The sequence below is a fragment of the Rathayibacter rubneri genome (assembly GCF_023743255.1).
Lineage (GTDB): Bacteria > Actinomycetota > Actinomycetes > Actinomycetales > Microbacteriaceae > Rathayibacter > Rathayibacter rubneri.
In genome coordinates this window covers 1-17,709 of sequence record NZ_JAMRYM010000074.1, presented here as the reverse complement: position 1 = coordinate 17,709, position 17,709 = coordinate 1, and the positions used below count along the sequence as shown (strand labels likewise).

Genomic DNA, 17,709 nt, shown 5'->3' with positions numbered 1-17,709 from the left:
CGCCCGGGCGAACAGCGCCATCGTGCAGACGAAGGTCGTCCGCGACGTCGAGAACGTCGAGACGATGCTGCAGCAGACCGCGAACCCGCTGCTCTCGGCGGTGATGGTGCTGATCGGAGCCGTCGCGATGACGGCGATCAACGTGCCCGCGTTCCTCCCCGTCTACGCCCTCGCCATCCCGCTCGCCGTCCTGCTCCGGCGCATCCTGCAGCGGCGGAGCATGCGCCGCAACGAGCAGTTCCGCCGCGAGGTCGAGCGCTTCTCGGCGACCGTCGGCGCGATGGCGACGCTGATGCCCGTCACCCGCGCGCACGGTCTCGAGCAGACCGCGGTGCGCACCGTCGCCACCGGAGCCGAGGGCGTGCGCGAGGCCGGCTTCGAGCTCGACCTGCTCAACGGCCGCTTCGCCTCGCTCTCGTGGGTCAGCCTGCAGCTGCTCGGAGTCGGCTGCCTGGTGCTCGCCGCGTGGGTCTCGATCTCGGAATGGCTCCCCGTCACTCCCGGCCAGGTCGTGCTGCTGAGCAGCTACTTCGCGCTCCTGACCTCCTCCATGACCAACCTGCTGATGCTCCTGCCCCTCGCCGCCCGCGGCTTCGAGTCGGTCCGCTCCATCGCCGAGGTCCTCGAGGACCCCGACCTCGAGCACAACGAGGGCAAGCGCCCCGTCGGCGAGGTGCACGGCCGCCTCACCCTCGAGCGGGTCGACTTCCGCTACGGCGACGACGGACCCGCTCTGCACCGCATCGACCTGGACCTCCGACCGGGCGAGACGGTGGCGTTCGTCGGCGCGTCCGGATCCGGCAAGTCGACCCTGCTCAACGTGGTGCTCGGCTTCCTCCGGCCTACATCGGGCCGGATCCTGCTCGACGGCGTCGACATGGAGACGCTGGATCTGCGCACCTTCCGCCGCTCGGTCTCGGTCGTGCCGCAGGAGTCGGTGCTCTTCGAGGGCACGATCCGCGACAACATCGCCTACGGCCTCGGCGAGGTGTCCGACGAGCGGATGGAGGCGGCGCTGCGCGACGCGAACGCGTGGGAGATCGTCGAATCGCTCCCCGACGGCTGGCACTCGGTCGTGGGGGAGCGCGGCGCCCGCCTCTCGGGAGGTCAGCGCCAGCGGCTCTCGATCGCCCGCGCCCTCATCCGCGACCCCCGCGTGCTGCTGCTGGACGAGGCCACCAGCGCGCTCGACCCCGAGTCGGAGGCGCTGATCAAGGACGCCCTCGGCCGGCTGACCGAGGGGCGGACGACCCTGGTCGTCGCGCACCGCTTCTCCACGATCCGCTCGGCCGACCGCATCGTCGTGCTCGATGCCGGCCGCATCGTGGAGTGGGGCTCCCACGACGAGCTGCTCTCGGTCGACGGCCACTACGCGCGGATGCACGCGGCGCAGTCGGGCTGAGACGCTCTTGCCGCCCGCCCGCCGCATCACGTAAGCTACTCAGGTTGCGTGCATCTGCACGCGCTTGCGTGCTGCCCGAGCGGCGGAGGTCCCGACCTCCGCGACGAGCGGGCGGTATGCCGACAAGTGACCTTGGGTGGGTCGAGCGGGGCCGAGTGCCGCGTGCGTCCCACGGTAACCACACATGGAGGAAACCATGGCAGCAGTCTGCCAGGTGACCGGAGCCGTTCCCGGCTTCGGGCACGCCATCTCGCACTCGCACCGGCGCACCAAGCGCCGCTTCGACCCGAACGTGCAGAAGAAGACGTACTACGTCCCCTCGCTCCGCCGTAACGTCACCCTGACGCTGTCGGCCAAGGGCATCAAGGTCATCGACGCCCGTGGCATCGAGTCCGTCGTCAAGGACATTCTCGCTCGTGGGGTGAAGATCTAATGGCAAAGCAGCAGGACGTCCGTCCCATCATCAAGCTCCGTTCGACGGCAGGCACCGGTTACACCTACGTGACCAAGAAGAACCGTCGCAACGACCCCGACCGTCTCGTGCTGAAGAAGTACGACCCCGTAGTGCGCAAGCACGTCGACTTCCGCGAGGAGCGCTAGAAATGGCCAAGAAGAGCAAGATCGCCCGCAACGAGCAGCGCAAGGTGATCGTCGACCGCTACGCCGCCAAGCGCCTGGAGCTCAAGAAGGCTCTCGTCGACCCGGCCGGCACCGACGAGTCCCGCGAGGCCGCCCGCGTCGGCCTCCAGAAGCTCCCCCGCAACGCCTCGCCGGTCCGCGTCCGCGGCCGGGACGCCGTCGACGGCCGCCCCCGCGGCAACCTGTCGAAGTTCGGCATCTCGCGTGTCCGCTTCCGCGACATGGCGCACCGCGGCGAGCTGCCCGGCATCACCAAGTCGAGCTGGTAGTCAGCGGCGCTGCGCGCCGCTGACTACCAGCGTGCCGCTGCGCTCACACCGAAGGGGGCGTCGCGATCTGACGATCGCGGGGCCCCCTTCGGTGTTCCCGTGCTCGGAGTGCCTGCGGCACTCCTCGCCGCAGTCGGCGTTCGCAGACGGCCGGGTTCCGCAGAGCGTCCTGCGTCCGCTCCGCGGAATCGCTTGGCACGCGATTCCGCGATGCGCTCGACCTTGCGCGACGGCGTGCACGCAAGGAGCTCGCGCCCTGCGGAACGCCGCGTCCCCCGCCTTGCTGGTCGAGTAGCCCCGGAGGGGCGTATCGAGACCTGCCGTCGCCGGGGTCGCGGTGCCGGCGCTTCTCGTCCGCGGGGTCGGGAGACGGGCGGCCGCGGCTCCGCACGGCCGTCCTCGACGGAGCAGCGCCACCCGGCACGTCCTCCCGCGCAGGACGCCCGGGTAAAATCGACTTCATGAGCACCCCCAGCCTTCCCAGCGTCGCCGAGATCGCGGCGCTCATCGACCACGCGATCCTCAAGCCCGAGCTGACCCGCGCCGAGGTCGACGCGCAGCTCGACGAGGCCCGCGCGTCGGGGGTCTTCAGTGTCTGCGTCCGCCCCTCCGACATCGCGCACGCCGTCCGCCGCCTCGAGGGCTCGGGCGTCCTCGTCGGCACCGTCATCGGGTTCCCGCACGGCACCACCTCCACCGCGGCCAAGGTCGCGGAGTCGCGCCAGGCCCTCGCCGACGGCGCGAGCGAGCTCGACATGGTCGTCAACATCGGACGCCTGCGCAGCGGCCTGCTCCAGGACGTCGAGGACGACGTCCGCGCGGTGGTCGACGCGGCAGACGGACACGTCGTGAAGGTGATCCTCGAGACCAGCCTCCTCGACGACGAGCAGATCGTCGCGGGCAGCGAGGCGTCCGAGCGCGCCGGCGCCGACTTCGTCAAGACCGCCACGGGCTTCGCGGGCGGCGGTGCCAACGAGCACGATCTGCGCCTGATGCGCGGCGCCGTGTCCGACGCCGTCCAGGTGAAGGCGTCCGGAGGGGTCCGCGACCTCGACACGCTGCTCGCCTACCGCGGGCTCGGCGTCACCCGCTTCGGCACCAGCGGCTCCGCGACGATCCTCGGCGACCTGGCCGCCCGCCTCGCCGGCGACTCCTCGGCCGCGCGCGTCGACTCCGCCTCGTACTGAGGTGGCGCAGCGCCCGGTCGGCCCCATCGCCCGCTGGACGGCGTACACGCGCCGCCCGCTCGAGGAGAGCGCCCGCGCCCTGAAGGAGCGCGTGTACGCGACCTTCACCGGGCTCGCCGTGATCATGATCTACGCGGTCGGCGACCACCCCGACGCCGGTCACGCGCTGCGGAGTCTCGTGATCTCGATCGTCGGCATCTCGGCGGCGGGCTTCACGGCCGAGGTCATCGCGCACCAGGTCACCCACGCCGCGCTGCCCTCCAGGGCGGAGCTGCGCGTCATGCTCCGCATCGCCGCCGGCGCGCTCGCCTCCGCCTCCCTGCCGGTGCTGGCGCTGCTCGCGGCCGTCCTGGGCTGGGTGGACGCCACCACTGCGCTGTGGATCGGCGTCGGGATCTACGCCGCCGTCCTCGCCGCGATCGCCCTCATCGCCGTGGGCCGTGCGGGGCTGACCTGGCGGCAGGGCCTGGTCTCGCTCGCCTTCCTCCTGGGCCTCGGCGCCCTCGTGGTGGGCGTGCTCGCGCTCGCGCACTGACCGCGGCGTAGGCTCGGACGCGATGTCGTCACGCACCCGGGTCGAGCTCGGCCGCCGCGAGGATCTGGGCGCCGACTGCGCGAACTGCTTCGGCCTCTGCTGCGTCGCCCTCGCGTTCGCCCGCTCGCGCGACTTCCCGGTCGACAAGCCCGCCGGGGAGCCCTGCGCGAACCTCGACTCCGAGGACGCGTGCACGATCCACCGCTCCCTCCGCCCGCAGGGCTTCGTCGGCTGCACCGTCTTCGACTGCTTCGGCGCCGGCCAGAAGGTGTCGACGCACACGTTCGGCGGCGTCTCGTGGCGCGGCGACGCCGAGGTGCGCGAGCGGATGTTCGCCGTCTTCCCGCTGGTCCGCCGGCTCCACGAGCTGCTCTGGTACCTCGACGTCGCGCTCGCGCTCGACGGGGTCGACCCCGCGACCCGGGACGGCGTCCGACTCCGCTTCGACGCGGTGCACGCCCTCACTCTCGCCTCGCCGGAGGCGATCCTCGCGGCCGACGTCGACGGCGAGTTCGCCGCCGCCCGTCCGCTCCTGATCGCCGCGAGCGCGGCCGCCCGCGCCGGGGTGCGCTCCCGCCCGGACCGCAGGCTCGTCCCCGGCGCCGACCTCCTCGGAGCGGATCTGCGCGCAGCCGATCTCCGCGGCGCGGACCTGCGCGGCGCCCTGCTCATCGCGGCCGACCTGCGCGGGGCCGACCTCGGCGGCTGCGACGTCCTGGGCGTGGACCTGCGCGACGCCGACGTGTCGGGCGCTGATCTCTCGAGCGCCCTCTACCTCACGCAGGCGCAGGTCTCGAGCACGCGCGGCGACGCCGCGACCGTGCTCCCGCCGCACTTCGAGCGGCCCCCGCACTGGTCGAGCACGACCGCACCGGTCGGCACGACACCGCCCCGCCCCCGCAGAACAGGACGACGACGATGACCTCGACACCCCCGATCCGCTTCGCGATCGTCGGCTCCGGCTGGCGCACGGGCTTCTTCCTCCGCCTCGCCCGCGACGTGCCGGAGGCGTTCCAGGTGACCGGGATCCACTCGCGCTCGGCGCGCCGCGACGAGGTCTCGGCGCGCTAGGGCGTGCCGGCCTTCGCGAGCGTCGACGAGCTCGTCGAGCACGGCGATCCCGAGTTCGTGCTCGTCGCCGTCCCGGTCGAGGTCGCCTCCGGCATCACCGCCGACCTGGTCCGACGGGGCGTCCGCGTGCTCGAGGAGACGCCGCCCGCCCTCGATGCGCCCGCGATGCGGCGGATGTGGGACGAGGTCGGCGACTCCGGGCTCGTCCAGGTCGCCGACCAGAGCCTCTTCATGCCTGCTCACAGCGCCCGCTGGCGCGCGGTCCGCTCGGGGGTCATCGGCACGCCGACGCACGTGCAGGTGTGCTCGAACCACCTGTACCACGCCGTCTCGATCATGCGCGGACTCCTGGGGGACACCGGCGACGCGACCCGGGTGAGCGCCCGGGACCTCCGCGCGCCGCTCCTGGATCCGCTGACGACGCACGGCTGGACCGACGAGACCGAGGCCCGGGAGCGGACGACGACCCTGGCGACGCTCGACTTCGGCGGCGGACGGTCGGGGCTGTACGACTTCGTCGACAACCAGTGGTTCTCCCCGCTGCGCCACCGCCGCCTCACGATCCGCGGATCGCACGGCGAGATCGACGGCGACAGCGTCGTGCGGATGGCCGGCCCGCGCTCGGTCGTGGAGTCGCGGATCACCCGGCGGCAGACGGGGATCGACCACAACCTCGAGGGGTTCCACCTCGACTCGATCGCGCTGGACGGCGACGTGCTCTTCCGGAACCCGCACCCCGGGGCGCGGCAGTCCGACGAGGACATCGCCGTCGACGCCCTCGTCGGGGCGACCGGAGCCTGGGCGCGGGGCGAGGGACCGGCTCCCTATCCGCTCGCCGACGGCCTGCAGGACCATCTGCTGGGTCAGGCGATCCGCGACTCCGCCGACTCCGGGGTCGACGTCACGACCGCCCGCGAGCCGTGGGCGGACGCCCTCACGACGGAGTCGGTGTTCCGCTGACGTCGTCGGGCACGCCCTCGATCACCTCGCGGTGGAGCAGGTGCGCTCCGTTCCAGCACTCGATGACGCAGCGCGGGAACGCGTCGCGGTCGGGGGAGCGGAGCCACACCGTCGCGGCCTCGCGCGCCCATGCATCGGAGGCGTAGACGCCGATGACCTCGGTCCGGTCCTCCCACGGGGAGGCCGTCGACAGCACGAAGTGATCGCCGGACATGGCTGCTCCTCGGAGTGGGGGACGTGCCGGACGGTGTCGGGATCGATCGGCGCCGGTGCGGTCGCCTCCACGCTAGCGGGGCGGAGTCCTCCGGGTCAGCCGATCGTGCTGCGGAGCCGCTCGTTCAGAGCGCTCAGCGCGGCCGCGAGCTCGTCGACGTCGGCGCCGGGGAGCACGCTCCCGCCCTGCTCGAGGCTCCGGCGGAGCAGATCGGTCTCGCTGTCGGGCAGGCCGCGCGAGGCCAGCAGCCCTTCGAGGGTCGCGAGGACAGCGACGAGGGCGACGGCGTCGTCGACGTCGAGCGGTCGGGCGCAGGTGTTCTGCATGCGGTGCTCCGTTCGCGATCAGGACCGGGGGATCCGGATCGGGTGAGGGCCGGGAGGTGCCCCGCCGCCGAGGGCGGCGGGGCATCGGGACGCGGGACGCGTCAGTTCTTGAAGACGTCCTTGACGTCCTCGCCGGTCTTCTTGAGGTCGGCCGCGTGCTGGTCGCGGCGGCCCTCCTCGACCTTGCCCTCGTCGCCCTGGATGTTCCCGAGAGCCTCCTTCGCCTTGCCGGCGAGGTCCTGGGCGGCGTTCTTGAGCTTGTCGTCGAGTCCCATGCGGGTCTCCTTCCACTGGTGTTCGGATCGGCCGGGCGGGTGCGCCGGCCGGGGAGGCCGGCGACCGGGGGAGCGGTCGCCGGCGGGGTCGTGGGGGTCGCCTAGGCGACGCGCGGCTCGGCCTCGGGCGCGTCGTCCTCGGGGATGAAGACGTCCTGGACGGTCACGTTGATCTCGGCGACGTCCATGCCGACGATCTCGCGGATCGCCTCGGCGACGGCCGAGCGGACGCCCTCTGCGACCGACTGCAGCGCAGCGGGGTACTCGGCGACGATCACGACGTCGGCGGCGACCTGGCGCTCGCCGACCTCGACCTTGACGCCCTGGCCGCGGTCGTCGCTGCCGATGGCGCTGCGGATCGCCCCGATCGCGCGGGCCGCTCCTCCGCCGAGCGCGTGGACGCCGGGGACAGCGCGGGCGGCGATGCCCGCCACCTTCGCGATGACGGCGTCGTCGATGACGGTGCGCCCGACTCCGGTGCCCGTCGTGGTGGTCGCGATGCTGTCGGCCATGGTCTCCTCTTCCGCTTCGTGCCCGATCCGGTCGATCGTGGCGTTCCGGGAGTAGGACGCGGCCGGGCGCCGGATCGTCACGCTGCGACGGCGCTCCCTCAGCGAACTGCCAGAGAGAGTGCTCGCCGCGTCACCGGGCCGTCGTGCGCTCGAGGAACGCGAGCGTCCGCTCCAGCGCGAGGCGCGCGTCGGGGAGCTCGAGGTGGAACTGGTACTCGTGCCCCAGCTGCGCCTCGTGCCCCTCGCCCCAGAACAGGTCCGTGACCGGGACGCCGAGCGAGCGCAGGTGCGCGGCGAACGGGCGCGACTGCCGGGCCGTGAGGGCGTCGGCGTTGCCTCCGCTGATGAACACGGGCGGGAACCGGGGCGTCACGTGCTCGATCGTCGACATGTGCCTCCCGGCGGCCGAGTCCGACCAGGCGCGGTGGCCGGTGTACGCCCAGAGCGCGGCGCGGAACGCCCAGCCCGCCGCTCCGGTGACCTTGGAGACCCCGGAGAGGTCGAAGACGCCGCAGTGCAGGATCACCGCTCGCAGCGCGTCGACCGGGAGCGTCGTCGTGAGGCCGGCGTCGCGGGCGTAGGAGGGGTTGGTGATCGCCGTCGCGAGCTGGCTGGCCAGCTGCGCCCCCGCGGAGTCGCCCGCGAGGACCATGCCGTCGCGTGCTATCCCCAGGCGGCCGGCGTGGCGGCGCAGGTGCTCGAGGGCGGCGAGGAGCTGCTTCGGCGCGGTCGGGTAGACCGCTTCCGGGCCGCGTCCGTAGTCGAGGCCGACCGCCGTGTAGCCGGCGTCGGCGAGCAGGCGCAGGTAGGGCTCGACGTCGTGCCGGTGACCCGAGATCCACGCCCCGCCGTGGATCCAGACCACCGTCGGGCGCGAGCCCGGCCCGGGAGAGCGGAACACGTCGACGGTCGTGGCCGGAGCGCCGTCGCGGGCGGGCACGATCTCGGCGACGCGCGTGATCCCCTCCGGGACGAAGGGGCGCATCGCCTCGGCGGTGCGGCGCGCCTCGCGCTCGAACACCGCGCGGATCGCGAGCGCCGAGGGCCACGGGGTCGCCTGGGCCACGGCGCCGGCCGCGGCCAGGACGCCCCCGGCGCCCGCGATCGCTCCGGTGGTCGCTGTCGTGCGCTTCATCGTCGTCCCCCTCCCGGCGCCGGGCGCCCGATCCCCCCTCGGCGGCACCGCGTCGCTGCAGGTCGAAGGCTACGCACTCGATGTTTCGCCCGTGCGACGGGATTCGCCCAGGGGACGCCCGCCGTGGTGCGATGGGGGAGTGACGGACGACGCGAACGCCCCGGCGGCTCCTGCGGACGGCTCGGCGGCGCCCCCGCGGAGCACCCGGCAGTACCTGCTCCTCGGACTGATCGGTGCGATCGGCGGCGTGCTCTCGGGAGCGTTCGGCGTCGGCGGCGGCATCGTGATGGTGCCCATGCTGGTCGCCTGGGCCGCGATGGACCAGCGCCGCGCCTCGGCGACGTCGCTCCTGGCGATCGCCCCCACCTCCGTGGCGGGCGCCTTCGCCTACGCGCTCACCGGGCAGGTCGCGTGGCTCCCGGCGGCGGTGATCGCGGCCGCCGCGGTCCTCGGCGCACTGCTGGGCTCGTGGCTCCTGGCCCGGCTCCCCCTGGGGGTGCTGCGCTGGCTCTTCGTGGCCCTGCTGGTCGCCGCGGCGGTCCGGATGGCCGTCTTCGGCTCGAACGAGAGCGGCGACGTCGCCGAGGGCTGGGGCGTGTGGCCGGGGTTCGCGGGCCTGGGCGCCGCCATGGGGATCGCGTCGGGACTCTTCGGCATCGGCGGAGGGGCCATCGCGGTGCCGGTGCTCGTCGGCGCGTTCGGGCTCGCCGATCTGCTGGCGAAGGGCACGTCGCTGGCCGCGATGATCCCGACCGCGATCAGCGGATCGATCGCCAACGCGCGGAGGGGTCTGCTCGACGTGCGCGCTGGCCTCGTCGTCGGCCTCGCCGCGACCGCCTTCTCGTTCGCGGGCGTCGCGCTGTCGTTCCTCCTGTCCGCGCGGCTGTCCGGGATCCTCTTCGCCGCGCTGCTGCTGCTCGCGGCGCTGCAGCTGGCGCTGAAGGGGCTCCGGAGCCGCGCGCGGGTGTGACTGCCCGATCCGGTGCCCCGCGGTCAACGCCCTTCTCGAGCGCACGACGCGGGCCCTAGCGTCCAGGCAGGCGGTCCGGCGGGCGGGCGCCGGGAGCGGAGGAGACGACGATGACGCAGCCGAACGGAGCGCGGCGGGGCGACGGCAGGCGGAGCGCACCCCGGGGAGGACCGGCCTTCTTCCGCGACGTCGTCCCCGGGGTGCACCGGATCGAGCACGCCTACACGAACCTCTACCTGATCGAGGAGGCCGGGCGGATCACCCTCGTCGACGCCGGCCTGCCCCGCACCTGGCCGCACCTGCTGCGCGCGCTGGAGGTGCTGGGCCGGGGGATCCCGGACGTGGACGCCCTCGTGCTCACCCACGCGCACTTCGACCACGTCGGCGTCGCGCGCCGGTTCGCCGAGCGCGGCGTCCCGGTGCTGCTGCACCCCTCGGACGCGCCGCTCGCGGCGCACCCCTACTCGTACCGGCGGCAGCGCACGCCGTTCGTGTACCCGCTGCGCCACCCCTCGGCGATCCCCGTGCTCGGCGCGATGGCGCGCGCGGGCGCGCTGGCCGTGCCTCCGCTCACGACCACCGTGGCCCTGCACGACGGCGAGACGCTCGACGTCCCGGGATCGCCCGTCGTGCTCGCCACCCCGGGTCACACCGACGGGCACGTCTCGCTGCACCTCGCCGATCGGGGCGCGGTGATCGGCGGCGACGCCCTCGTGACGCTCGACCCCTACTCCGCCCGCACCGGGCCGCACCTGGTGGCGCGCGCGGCCACGGCCGACACCGACCGCTCGCTCGCCTCGCTGGACGTGCTGGCGGCGACCGGCGCGCAGACCCTGCTGCCGGGGCACGGCGAGCCGTGGCGGCTCGGAGTCGCGGCCGCGGCCTCGCAGGCGCGGCGGGCGCCGATGGCCTGACGGACGACGCCCGGACGGGCTCAGCCGGCGATCAGCGCGGTGAGCCGGTCCGCGACCGCCCCGATCGACGACACCGCGCCGAGGGTGACCAGGCAGGCGAGCGCCCAGAACCAGGTGGCGCCCCTCGCGGCGGCCCGGCGCCGGTCGAACGCCAGCCACCAGGCCCCGACCACCGAGACGCACTGGGCGACGACCGAGCCGAGCGCCATCCGCACGTGGTCGGCGGGACCGCGGGCCGACCACGAGTTCGTCGCGACGACGATCGCGACCGGGACGACGATCATCGCGAGCAGCCCCAGCAGGACGGCCCGGGTGGTGCTGCGGGGCGCGGCGCCGCTGGTGCGGACCGGTGCGCTCGTCGTGCTCACGGCTCATCCCCCGTCGTGCCGGGGCGTCGCCCGGCGCTTCGACGCTACCGTCCGCGCCGCCTCCGCGCGCGTGGGAAAATCGAGTCGATGTCCCCTCGAGTCGCATGAGCGCGTTCACCTACCTGGCCGCCTCGATCCCCCTCCGCCTCGCGAGCGCGGGCATGGTCGTCGCCCTCCCCGTCCTCGCCGTCGAGCGGCTCGACGACGTCGCGCTCGGCGGTCTGCTGACCGGTGCGGCGCTGTTCCCGAGCGTCGTCGCGGCGCCGCTCGTCGGCACGGTCCTCGACCGCGTGCGGCATCCGCGACGGCTGCTGGTGGCCTCCGCGATCGCGACGGCCGCGGCGTTCGCGGTCGCGGCGTTCCTCGGCGACGTGCCCACCGTGCTCATCGCCGTGCTCCTCGTGCTCGCCGGGCTCTCGACCCCGGTCTCGATGGGCGGCATGTCGAGCTTCGTCACCAGCGCGATCCCGGAGGCGCGCCGCGCCTACGCGCAGGACTCGCTCTCGTACACCGTCGCCTCCATCGGCGGACCGGCGCTCGCGGGACTCGCGATCGCGGTCGCCGACGCGCGGGCCGCGATGCTCGTGATGGCCGCCCTCGCCCTCGTCGGCGTGCTCGGCTCGCTGGCCCTGCGGATGGACGCGCGACCGGCTCCGACCGTCGGCGTCGGCCGCACCATCGCCGCGGGCGTCACCCACCTCGTCCGGCACCGTCCGATCGCGGTCGTCACCCTCTCGGGCACGCTGAGCCAGATCGGAGGAGGCGCCGCCGGTGTGGCCGCCATCGCCCTCTCGATCGAGCGGCTGGGCACGACGGCCGGCGCCGCCTGGATCCTGACGGCCTTCGCGATCGGCGGTCTCCTGGGGGCCCTCGCGGTGGCCGCCCGCCGCTGGACGCGGCGACCGCCGTCGTGGGTGATGGGCGCGGGGTTCGCCGCGACCGGCGCCTCGCTGCTGGTCGCGGCGCCGGATCTCGGCATCGTCGTCGTGATCGTCGCCTTCGCGGTCGCCGGCGTCTTCACCGCACCGGCCAACGCGGCGATGCTGCTGCTGCGCGATCAGGAGAGCCCGGCGGCCGTGCGCTCGCAGGTGTTCACGATCGGCGCGGGACTCCGGGCGGCCGCCGCCGCGGTGGGCGCGACCCTGGCGGGCGCGGCCTCCGGCCTCGACGCGGGCTGGCTCGTGATCGGGATCGCGGCGATCTGGATCGTCTCGGGAGCGCTGCTCCGGGCCTTCCCGCGGCCCGACCCGGCGTCCGTGCCGCAGAACGTCGGCTGAGAGGGGGACTCTCCGCTGACAGCCGGGAGACCCCCTCGCCAGCCGACGTTCTGCGCGCGGATCAGGCGGCGACGCCCGCGAGGCTGCCCGTTGTGAGCCCCTCGGGGTCGGTGATCAGGCAGTTGATCGTCCGGTCGCCGCTGCCCCAGCTCTCGGAGGTGGGGTAGTAGTAGCTGAAGTCGTACTTCGACTCCTGGTAGGTCAGCCCCACGAAGGCGTCGTAGGCGGCGAGGCAGCCGTCCTCGGCCTGCTGCGTCGTCGCGTCCTCGCCCGGGTACTCGTCGGCCTCGGCCATCGTGATGTTCTGGAAGACCTCGTAGCTGTGCGGGTCGGTGCACGGCACGGTGGGCACGTCGGTGACCTCCGTGGCCTCCTCCGTCAGCTCGTCGTTCAGGCAGTCGCCGACGCGCAGCTGGAAGACGTCGGTGGTGCCGCCCTCGGTGATCTCCCCCGACTCCTCATCGCGGGTCTCGCCGCCGGCGAGGCTGTTCAGGCTCGAGCAGCCGCCCAGGCCGAGCGCGAGGGCCGCTGCCGCGACCAGGACGAGGGAGGAACGGCGGCGGTTCATGGAGGACTCCTGGTTCTGCGGGGGCGCGTCGCGCCCGCGGGACAGCGGACTCCCCCAACCTAGGGCTCCGGCGACTCCGACTGCAGGGGGATGCGGGAGGCGACGTCCAGGCAGGGGGAGTCGAATGGGGGCATGGCTCAGAAGACGGTCGCGGACCAGCTCATCGCCCAGCTCATCGACGCCGGGGTCTCCCGGATCTACGGCATCGTCGGGGACTCCCTCAATCCGGTCGTCGACGCGGTGCGCCGCAGCGGCGGCTCGGCGAAGGGAGGCATCGACTGGATCCACGTGCGCAACGAGGAGGCCGCGGCCTTCGCCGCGGGTGCCGAGGCCCAGCTGACCGGGAGGCTGGCCGTCTGCGCGGGCAGCTGCGGACCGGGCAACCTGCACCTCATCAACGGCCTGTACGACGCGCACCGCTCCGGTGCCCCGGTGCTGGCCATCGCCAGCCACATCCCCAGCGGCGAGATCGGCTCGTCGTACTTCCAGGAGACGCATCCCGACCGGTTGTTCGTCGAGTGCTCGAACTACCGCGAGCTGGTGTCGACCGCCGCGCAGGCGCCGCGCGTGGTGAACGCCGCGATGCGCAGCGCGGTGGCGCTGGGAGGCGTGGCCGTCGTCACCCTGCCCGGCGACGTCGCCGAGTTCGAGGCCGTGGGGGAGTTCCCCGCGTTCGTGCTTCCGTCGCCGGCGGTCGCGGTCCCCGCCGAGGGCGACGTGCAAGCGCTCGCCGCAGCGATCGACGCCGCGAAGACGGTCGCGATCTTCGCGGGAGCCGGGGTGCGGAACGCGCACGACGAGGTCGTCGCCTTCGCCGAGCTCGTCGGAGCGCCCGTCGGCCACAGCCTCCGCGGCAAGGAGTGGATCCAGTACGACAACCCGTACGACGTCGGCATGACGGGCCTCCTGGGCTACGGAGCCGCGCACGCCGGCATCCACGACGCCGATCTGCTGATCCTGCTGGGCACCGACTTCCCCTACGAGCAGTTCCTGCCCGACGCGTCCGAGGTCGTCATCGCCCAGATCGACACCGACGCGTCCAAGCTCGGGCGCCGCGTGAGCGTCGCCCACCCGGTGCACGGCGACGTCGGCGCGACCCTGCGCGCCCTCACTCCGCTCGTGCAGCGCAAGAGCCACCGCTTCCTCGAGAAGACCCTGAAGAAGCACGAGAAGCTCGTCACCGGTGTCGTCGGGAAGTACACGGAGGTCGAGAAGCGCCGCCCGATCCACCCCGAGCTCGTCGCCTCGACGCTCGACGGACTGCTCTCGGAGGATGCGATCGTCACCGCCGACACCGGCATGGGCAACGTCTGGCAGGCGCGGTACATCACTCCCAACGGCCGCCGCCGCCTGATCGGCTCGTACCTGCACGGCTCGATGGCCAACGCGCTGCCGCAGGCCGTCGGCGCCCAGCTCTCCCACCCCGGGCGCCAGGTCGTCTCGCTCAGCGGCGACGGCGGCCTCTCGATGCTGATGGGCGAGCTCGTGACGGTGGCCGCGTACCGGCTCCCCGTCACGATCGTCGTCTTCAACAACTCCACGCTCGGGCTGGTGAAGGTCGAGATGCTGGTGGACGGCTTCCCGGACTTCGCGGTGGACGTGCCGATGGTCGACTACGCGAAGGTGGCCGAGGCGGTCGGCATCCGGGGGATCCGGGTCGAGGATCCGAAGGAGGTAGAGAGTGCGCTGCGCGAGGCGCTCGCCGAGGACGGACCCGTGCTCGTGGACGTGGTGACCGATCCGCTCGCCCTGTCGCTCCCGCCCACGATCACCGGGGCCCAGGTGAAGGGCTTCGCGCTGGCGATGTCGAAGATCGTGATGAACGGCGGGGCCGGCGAGGCGATCGCCCTCGCGCGCTCGAACGTGAAGCACGCGCTGCCGTGAGGGCTCTCGCGAGCGGCACCTGGTTCGTCCGCGGGTCGAGCCTGCCGCTCTGGCGGGGCCGGGAGGGGGTGGCGATCACCTACGCGCCGCTGCCCAGCGGTGAGGTCGCCGACGTCGTCAGCTGGCGCGGCCGACGCGCGACGCGGTGCGTCGTCGGTCTGGACGCCCCCGATCCGCTCGACCCGGACGGCTTCCGCTGGCGGGGAGTCGAGCCGCTGACGCTGCTCGCGCGCAGCCGCTGGTCGTTCGTGGCGGCCGACGAGGAGGCGGGCTGGGCGCTGACCCGGTTCGCCCGCACGCCGTTCACCCCGGCGGGAGTGGACGTGTACGTCCGCGACGCGCACCCCGCTCCCGGAGTGCTGGCGGCGGCGCTGCGGGCGTGCGCGGCGGATCCGCGGACAGCGGCGCTGCGGCCCCGGATGTTCGAGGTGGCGCCCTAGGCCTGCGGTGAGCGTGTCAGGCGACCGCGTCGTCCGCGAGCGACACCGAGTCCGCGTCCATCCGCTCGCCGCACTCGGCGCAGTGCAGCACGGGATCCAGGCGCGCGCCGCAGCGGTGCCGGTACGGCTGCACGGCCGACGGCTCGCGCGCCCAGCGCTCGCCCCAGGAGGCGAGGGCGATCAGCACGGGCACGGCGTCGCGCCCGGCCTCGGTGAAGCGGTACTCGAAGCGGGGCGGCCGCTCGGAGTAGGCGACGCGCTCGATCACGCCGTGCTCCTCGAGGGTGCGCAGCCGCGCCGTCAGCACGTCGCGCGGCGCACCGGTGAAGACGCGGATGCGGTCGAAGCGGTGCTCGCCGAAGGCGATCTCGCGCAGCACCAGCAGGCTCCAGCGCTCGCCGAGAACCTCGAGTCCGGCGGCGATCGGGCAGGCCCGGGGAGTGATGCCGACGGCGGTCACGGGATCTCCACTCCGGCGCGTCCCCGCGCCTCGTCGAGTGAGTTGGGAATTCCAACCCACTGCTCCGATGTTGCCCCACGCAGAGGTCGTGATCACCGCGACCCGCAGAATCGGGAGCTTCCACCATGCCATCACTCCACGGAGCCGTCGTCCTCGTCACCGGAGCGAACGGAGGGCTCGGATCCGAGTTCGTCGCCCAGGCCCTCGCGCGCGGCGCGGCCAAGGTCTACGCCGCCGCCCGCCGCCCGAAGGAGTGGGGCGACGAGCGCGTCGTTCCGCTCGTGCTCGACGTGAACGACGCGGAGTCGGTGGCCGCGGCCGTCGAGGCGGCCCCGGACGTCACCGTGCTGGTCAACAACGCGGGCGTCTCGGGAGCGAGCTACAGCCTGCTCGAGCTCTCGACCCAGGAGCTGCGCGACGTGATGGAGACGAACTTCTTCGCTCCTGTGCTGCTCGCCAAGGCGTTCGCGTCGAGGCTGGCCGAGGCCCCGGGTGCCGCGATCGTCGATGTCCACTCGGCCCTCAGCTGGTTCGCGGTCGCCGGCGGCTACAGCGCGTCGAAGGCGGCCCTGTGGTCGGCGACGAACTCGCTCCGCCTGGAGCTGGCTCCGCAGGGAGTGCACGTGCTGGGGCTGCACGTCGGCTACGTCGACACCCCGATGGCGGCGGGCGCCGAGGGGCCCAAGGCGAGCCCCGTCGATGTCGTCGGCCAGACCTTCGACGGACTCGAGTCGGGCGCCTTCGAGGTGCTGGCCGACGAGACGAGCCGCCAGGTCAAGTCGGGCCTGACCGCGCCCCTCGAGGCGGTCTACCCCCAGCTGGCCGCGTCTCTGTAGGAGGGGCGCCGTCCTGTCCGGCTGCACCCTGCTGCTCGCGTAGCCCACGGAGCGGGCGTCTTCTGCTGATCGAGTAGCCCGCGGAGCGGGCGTATCGAGATCCACCGACGTCGGACGGCGCGGCCGGAGGGCCCACCCGCCGGCGGTCGCGGGTCTCGATACGCCCCTGCGGGGCTACTCGACCAGCAGAGGGGGATGCGCCCCAGCGGGAAGCCTCAGAGCGACTCGCCGACGACGATCGCCTGGGCCTCGACGAGCTCCGGCTCCGCGCCGTGGGCGTCCGCCCGGGCGAGGGTCCGGCGGCCGAGCAGCACGATCAGCGCCGCCACGAGCACCGCGCCGGCCGCGGCATACATCGGGAACGCGGGCGAGATCGCCGCGGCGAGGGCCGAGGCGGCGGGCGGGGCGATCGCTCCGCCCAGGAACCGCACGCCCGAGTACGCGGAGGAGGCGACCGAGCGGGGCAGGTCGGTCGCCTCCATCACGCACTCGGTGAGCACGGTGTTGACGACGCCCAGCAGCAGTCCGCCGACGACGATGCAGACGATCAGGCCCACGCGCGATGAGATCGCGAGGCCGCCGGCGACGAGGTCGAGCGCCAGCAGCACCAGCACCGAGCGCAGCACGACGGTGCGCGGCAGGCGGGCGGTGAGCAGCGGAGCGACGAAGACCGAGGTGATCGCGACTCCCAGGCCCCAGCCGAAGAACGTGAAGCCCAGTCCCATCTCGTCCAGTCCCAGCGGGTAGGGCGTGTAGGCGAGCAGCACGAAGAAGCCGATGTTGTAGAACAGCGCGGCACCCGCGAGGGTGCGGATCGCGGGGACCGCGAGGGCTTTGAACGGCGCCGAGAGCGGAGTCGGGGTCGGACGGGGGCCGTCCTCGCGCAGGAGCGTCGCGATCGCGATGAAGCCGAGGGCCATCAGCACCGCGGTGCCGAAGAACGGCCCGCGCCACGACACGCTGCCGAGCAGACCGCCCAGCAGCGGGCCGATCGCGATGCCGACGCCCAGGGCGGCCTCGTACAGCACGATCGCCGCCGAGCTGCCTCCGCTCGCCGCTCCGACGATGGTCGAGAGCGCGGTCGAGATGAAGAGCGCGTTGCCGAAGCCCCAGCCCGCGCGGAAGCCGATGACGCCCTCGACGCTGCCCGCGGTGCCCGCGAGCGCGGCGAAGACCACGATCAGGACGAGGCCGATCATCAGCGTCTTCTTGGCGCCGATGCGGCTCGAGAGCCAGCTGGTGAAGAACATGACGACGCCGGTGATCACGAGGTAGCTGGTGAACAGCAGCGACGTCTCGGTCGGGGTCGCCTCGAGGCTCTCGGCGATCGCCGGGAGGATCGGATCGACCAGGCCGATGCCCATGAAGGCGATGACGGCCGCGAAGGCCACGGCCCAGACGGCGAGCGGCTGCCGGAGGATCGAGCCCCGGGCGGGGGAGTGGGCGGGAGTGGGCACGGAGTGGCCT

General features: G+C 73.4%; 24 protein-coding genes. 15 read left to right on the top strand and 9 right to left on the bottom strand.

Going from position 1 to position 17,709, the window contains the following annotated elements:
- The 9 genes from NB037_RS14565 to NB037_RS14525 all read left to right on the top strand — a co-directional run.
- On the top strand, positions 1-1,402 hold a 1,402-nt coding region (locus NB037_RS14565; RefSeq protein ID WP_251946877.1), incomplete at its 5' end, for an ABC transporter ATP-binding protein.
- A 196-nt stretch (positions 1,403-1,598) separates the two neighbouring features.
- Positions 1,599-1,835: a 50S ribosomal protein L28 gene (gene rpmB / locus NB037_RS14560; RefSeq protein ID WP_055786157.1), complete on the top strand. Its 237-nt coding sequence runs from the start codon at positions 1,599-1,601 to the stop codon at positions 1,833-1,835.
- Positions 1,835-2,002: a 50S ribosomal protein L33 gene (gene rpmG / locus NB037_RS14555; RefSeq protein ID WP_027692168.1), complete on the top strand. Its 168-nt coding sequence runs from the start codon at positions 1,835-1,837 to the stop codon at positions 2,000-2,002. The genes rpmB and rpmG overlap by 1 nt, the downstream gene beginning before the upstream one ends.
- Positions 2,003-2,004: 2 nt before the next feature.
- Positions 2,005-2,310, top strand: coding sequence for a 30S ribosomal protein S14 (gene rpsN / locus NB037_RS14550; RefSeq protein ID WP_055786161.1), 306 nt, complete (start codon positions 2,005-2,007; stop codon positions 2,308-2,310).
- A gap of 461 nt (positions 2,311-2,771) precedes the next feature.
- Positions 2,772-3,497 (top strand): deoxyribose-phosphate aldolase, encoded by a 726-nt coding sequence (gene deoC, locus NB037_RS14545; protein ID WP_251946875.1) that lies wholly within the window; start codon positions 2,772-2,774, stop codon positions 3,495-3,497.
- 1 nt (position 3,498) lies between these two features.
- The gene (locus tag NB037_RS14540; protein ID WP_251946873.1) at positions 3,499-4,032 is read left to right on the top strand and encodes a hypothetical protein; all 534 of its coding nucleotides are present in this window, start codon (positions 3,499-3,501) and stop codon (positions 4,030-4,032) included.
- Positions 4,033-4,054: 22 nt separating this feature from the next.
- Entirely contained in the window at positions 4,055-4,954 is a 900-nt protein-coding gene (locus tag NB037_RS14535) for a pentapeptide repeat-containing protein (RefSeq protein WP_251946871.1), read from the top strand.
- Positions 4,951-5,103, top strand: coding sequence for a hypothetical protein (locus NB037_RS14530; protein ID WP_251946869.1), 153 nt, complete (start codon positions 4,951-4,953; stop codon positions 5,101-5,103). The genes NB037_RS14535 and NB037_RS14530 overlap by 4 nt, the downstream gene beginning before the upstream one ends.
- A 3-nt stretch (positions 5,104-5,106) precedes the next feature.
- Positions 5,107-6,063 (top strand): Gfo/Idh/MocA family oxidoreductase, encoded by a 957-nt coding sequence (locus NB037_RS14525; RefSeq protein WP_251946868.1) that lies wholly within the window; start codon positions 5,107-5,109, stop codon positions 6,061-6,063.
- Here NB037_RS14525 and NB037_RS14520 read toward each other — a convergent pair.
- The 5 genes from NB037_RS14520 to NB037_RS14500 form a co-directional block, all read right to left on the bottom strand.
- Entirely contained in the window at positions 6,038-6,277 is a 240-nt protein-coding gene (locus NB037_RS14520; protein WP_251946866.1) for a hypothetical protein, read from the bottom strand. The two genes, NB037_RS14525 and NB037_RS14520, sit on opposite strands and share 26 nt — an antisense overlap.
- Before the next feature lie 95 nt (positions 6,278-6,372).
- A complete protein-coding gene (locus NB037_RS14515) occupies positions 6,373-6,603 on the bottom strand; it encodes a hypothetical protein (protein ID WP_251946864.1) in 231 nt (76 codons plus the stop codon).
- A gap of 101 nt (positions 6,604-6,704) precedes the next feature.
- On the bottom strand, positions 6,705-6,878 hold the full coding sequence (locus NB037_RS14510) for a CsbD family protein (protein ID WP_251946861.1): 174 nt from the start codon (positions 6,876-6,878) through the stop codon (positions 6,705-6,707).
- 101 nt (positions 6,879-6,979) lie between these two features.
- On the bottom strand, positions 6,980-7,390 hold the full coding sequence (locus tag NB037_RS14505) for an Asp23/Gls24 family envelope stress response protein (RefSeq protein ID WP_251946858.1): 411 nt from the start codon (positions 7,388-7,390) through the stop codon (positions 6,980-6,982).
- A gap of 130 nt (positions 7,391-7,520) precedes the next feature.
- Positions 7,521-8,525 carry an alpha/beta hydrolase gene (locus tag NB037_RS14500; RefSeq protein WP_251946856.1) on the bottom strand — a complete coding sequence of 335 codons (1,005 nt, stop codon included), beginning with the start codon at positions 8,523-8,525 and terminating at the stop codon, positions 7,521-7,523.
- 139 nt (positions 8,526-8,664) lie between these two features.
- Here NB037_RS14500 and NB037_RS14495 point away from each other — a divergent pair, with 139 nt between their 5' ends.
- Together NB037_RS14495 and NB037_RS14490 are read left to right on the top strand one after the other, a co-directional pair.
- Positions 8,665-9,495, top strand: a complete 831-nt coding sequence (locus tag NB037_RS14495; protein ID WP_251946854.1) for a sulfite exporter TauE/SafE family protein — start codon at positions 8,665-8,667, stop codon at positions 9,493-9,495.
- 110 nt (positions 9,496-9,605) lie between these two features.
- Positions 9,606-10,409, top strand: a complete 804-nt coding sequence (locus NB037_RS14490; protein ID WP_251946852.1) for an MBL fold metallo-hydrolase — start codon at positions 9,606-9,608, stop codon at positions 10,407-10,409.
- Between the two features lie 20 nt (positions 10,410-10,429).
- Here NB037_RS14490 and NB037_RS14485 read toward each other — a convergent pair whose 3' ends face one another.
- The gene (locus NB037_RS14485) at positions 10,430-10,777 is read right to left on the bottom strand and encodes a hypothetical protein (protein ID WP_251946851.1); all 348 of its coding nucleotides are present in this window, start codon (positions 10,775-10,777) and stop codon (positions 10,430-10,432) included.
- Between the two features lie 104 nt (positions 10,778-10,881).
- On the opposite strand from NB037_RS14485, the gene NB037_RS14480 reads away from it, so the two are divergent.
- Positions 10,882-12,054: an MFS transporter gene (locus NB037_RS14480; RefSeq protein ID WP_251946849.1), complete on the top strand. Its 1,173-nt coding sequence runs from the start codon at positions 10,882-10,884 to the stop codon at positions 12,052-12,054.
- Positions 12,055-12,115: 61 nt separating this feature from the next.
- Here NB037_RS14480 and NB037_RS14475 read toward each other — a convergent pair whose 3' ends face one another.
- The gene (locus NB037_RS14475) at positions 12,116-12,622 is read right to left on the bottom strand and encodes a septum formation family protein (RefSeq protein ID WP_251946847.1); all 507 of its coding nucleotides are present in this window, start codon (positions 12,620-12,622) and stop codon (positions 12,116-12,118) included.
- A gap of 132 nt (positions 12,623-12,754) precedes the next feature.
- Here NB037_RS14475 and NB037_RS14470 point away from each other — a divergent pair, with 132 nt between their 5' ends.
- Both NB037_RS14470 and NB037_RS14465 read left to right on the top strand, forming a co-directional pair.
- Positions 12,755-14,506, top strand: coding sequence for a pyruvate dehydrogenase (locus NB037_RS14470; protein WP_251946845.1), 1,752 nt, complete (start codon positions 12,755-12,757; stop codon positions 14,504-14,506).
- A complete protein-coding gene (locus NB037_RS14465; protein ID WP_251946843.1) occupies positions 14,503-14,946 on the top strand; it encodes a hypothetical protein in 444 nt (147 codons plus the stop codon). The genes NB037_RS14470 and NB037_RS14465 overlap by 4 nt, the downstream gene beginning before the upstream one ends.
- 16 nt (positions 14,947-14,962) lie before the next feature.
- Here NB037_RS14465 and NB037_RS14460 read toward each other — a convergent pair whose 3' ends face one another.
- Positions 14,963-15,406 carry a winged helix-turn-helix transcriptional regulator gene (locus NB037_RS14460; protein WP_251946841.1) on the bottom strand — a complete coding sequence of 148 codons (444 nt, stop codon included), beginning with the start codon at positions 15,404-15,406 and terminating at the stop codon, positions 14,963-14,965.
- A 125-nt stretch (positions 15,407-15,531) separates the two neighbouring features.
- Between NB037_RS14460 and NB037_RS14455 the strand changes: the two genes are divergently transcribed.
- Positions 15,532-16,242, top strand: coding sequence for an SDR family oxidoreductase (locus tag NB037_RS14455; protein ID WP_251946839.1), 711 nt, complete (start codon positions 15,532-15,534; stop codon positions 16,240-16,242).
- A 215-nt stretch (positions 16,243-16,457) separates the two neighbouring features.
- Here the strand turns inward: NB037_RS14455 and NB037_RS14450 are convergent, their stop codons facing one another.
- Positions 16,458-17,699, bottom strand: a complete 1,242-nt coding sequence (locus NB037_RS14450) for an MFS transporter (RefSeq protein WP_251946879.1) — start codon at positions 17,697-17,699, stop codon at positions 16,458-16,460.
- Between the last annotated feature and the right edge of the window lie 10 nt (positions 17,700-17,709).

What these genes read in the sequence shown, in the direction of transcription:
- rpmB (WP_055786157.1), top strand. Translation starts at nt 1,599, where the DNA reads ATGGCAGCAGTCTGCCAGGTGACCGGAGCCGTTCCCGGCTTCGGGCAC.
- rpmG (WP_027692168.1), top strand. Translation starts at nt 1,835, where the DNA reads ATGGCAAAGCAGCAGGACGTCCGTCCCATCATCAAGCTCCGTTCGACG.
- rpsN (WP_055786161.1), top strand. Translation starts at nt 2,005, where the DNA reads ATGGCCAAGAAGAGCAAGATCGCCCGCAACGAGCAGCGCAAGGTGATC.
- deoC (WP_251946875.1), top strand. Translation starts at nt 2,772, where the DNA reads ATGAGCACCCCCAGCCTTCCCAGCGTCGCCGAGATCGCGGCGCTCATC.
- NB037_RS14535 (WP_251946871.1), top strand. Translation starts at nt 4,055, where the DNA reads ATGTCGTCACGCACCCGGGTCGAGCTCGGCCGCCGCGAGGATCTGGGC.
- NB037_RS14530 (WP_251946869.1), top strand. Translation starts at nt 4,951, where the DNA reads ATGACCTCGACACCCCCGATCCGCTTCGCGATCGTCGGCTCCGGCTGG.
- NB037_RS14520 (WP_251946866.1), bottom strand. Translation starts at nt 6,277, where the DNA reads ATGTCCGGCGATCACTTCGTGCTGTCGACGGCCTCCCCGTGGGAGGAC.
- NB037_RS14515 (WP_251946864.1), bottom strand. Translation starts at nt 6,603, where the DNA reads ATGCAGAACACCTGCGCCCGACCGCTCGACGTCGACGACGCCGTCGCC.
- NB037_RS14510 (WP_251946861.1), bottom strand. Translation starts at nt 6,878, where the DNA reads ATGGGACTCGACGACAAGCTCAAGAACGCCGCCCAGGACCTCGCCGGC.
- NB037_RS14505 (WP_251946858.1), bottom strand. Translation starts at nt 7,390, where the DNA reads ATGGCCGACAGCATCGCGACCACCACGACGGGCACCGGAGTCGGGCGC.
- NB037_RS14500 (WP_251946856.1), bottom strand. Translation starts at nt 8,525, where the DNA reads ATGAAGCGCACGACAGCGACCACCGGAGCGATCGCGGGCGCCGGGGGC.
- NB037_RS14490 (WP_251946852.1), top strand. Translation starts at nt 9,606, where the DNA reads ATGACGCAGCCGAACGGAGCGCGGCGGGGCGACGGCAGGCGGAGCGCA.
- NB037_RS14480 (WP_251946849.1), top strand. Translation starts at nt 10,882, where the DNA reads ATGAGCGCGTTCACCTACCTGGCCGCCTCGATCCCCCTCCGCCTCGCG.
- NB037_RS14475 (WP_251946847.1), bottom strand. Translation starts at nt 12,622, where the DNA reads ATGAACCGCCGCCGTTCCTCCCTCGTCCTGGTCGCGGCAGCGGCCCTC.
- NB037_RS14470 (WP_251946845.1), top strand. Translation starts at nt 12,755, where the DNA reads ATGGCTCAGAAGACGGTCGCGGACCAGCTCATCGCCCAGCTCATCGAC.
- NB037_RS14455 (WP_251946839.1), top strand. Translation starts at nt 15,532, where the DNA reads ATGCCATCACTCCACGGAGCCGTCGTCCTCGTCACCGGAGCGAACGGA.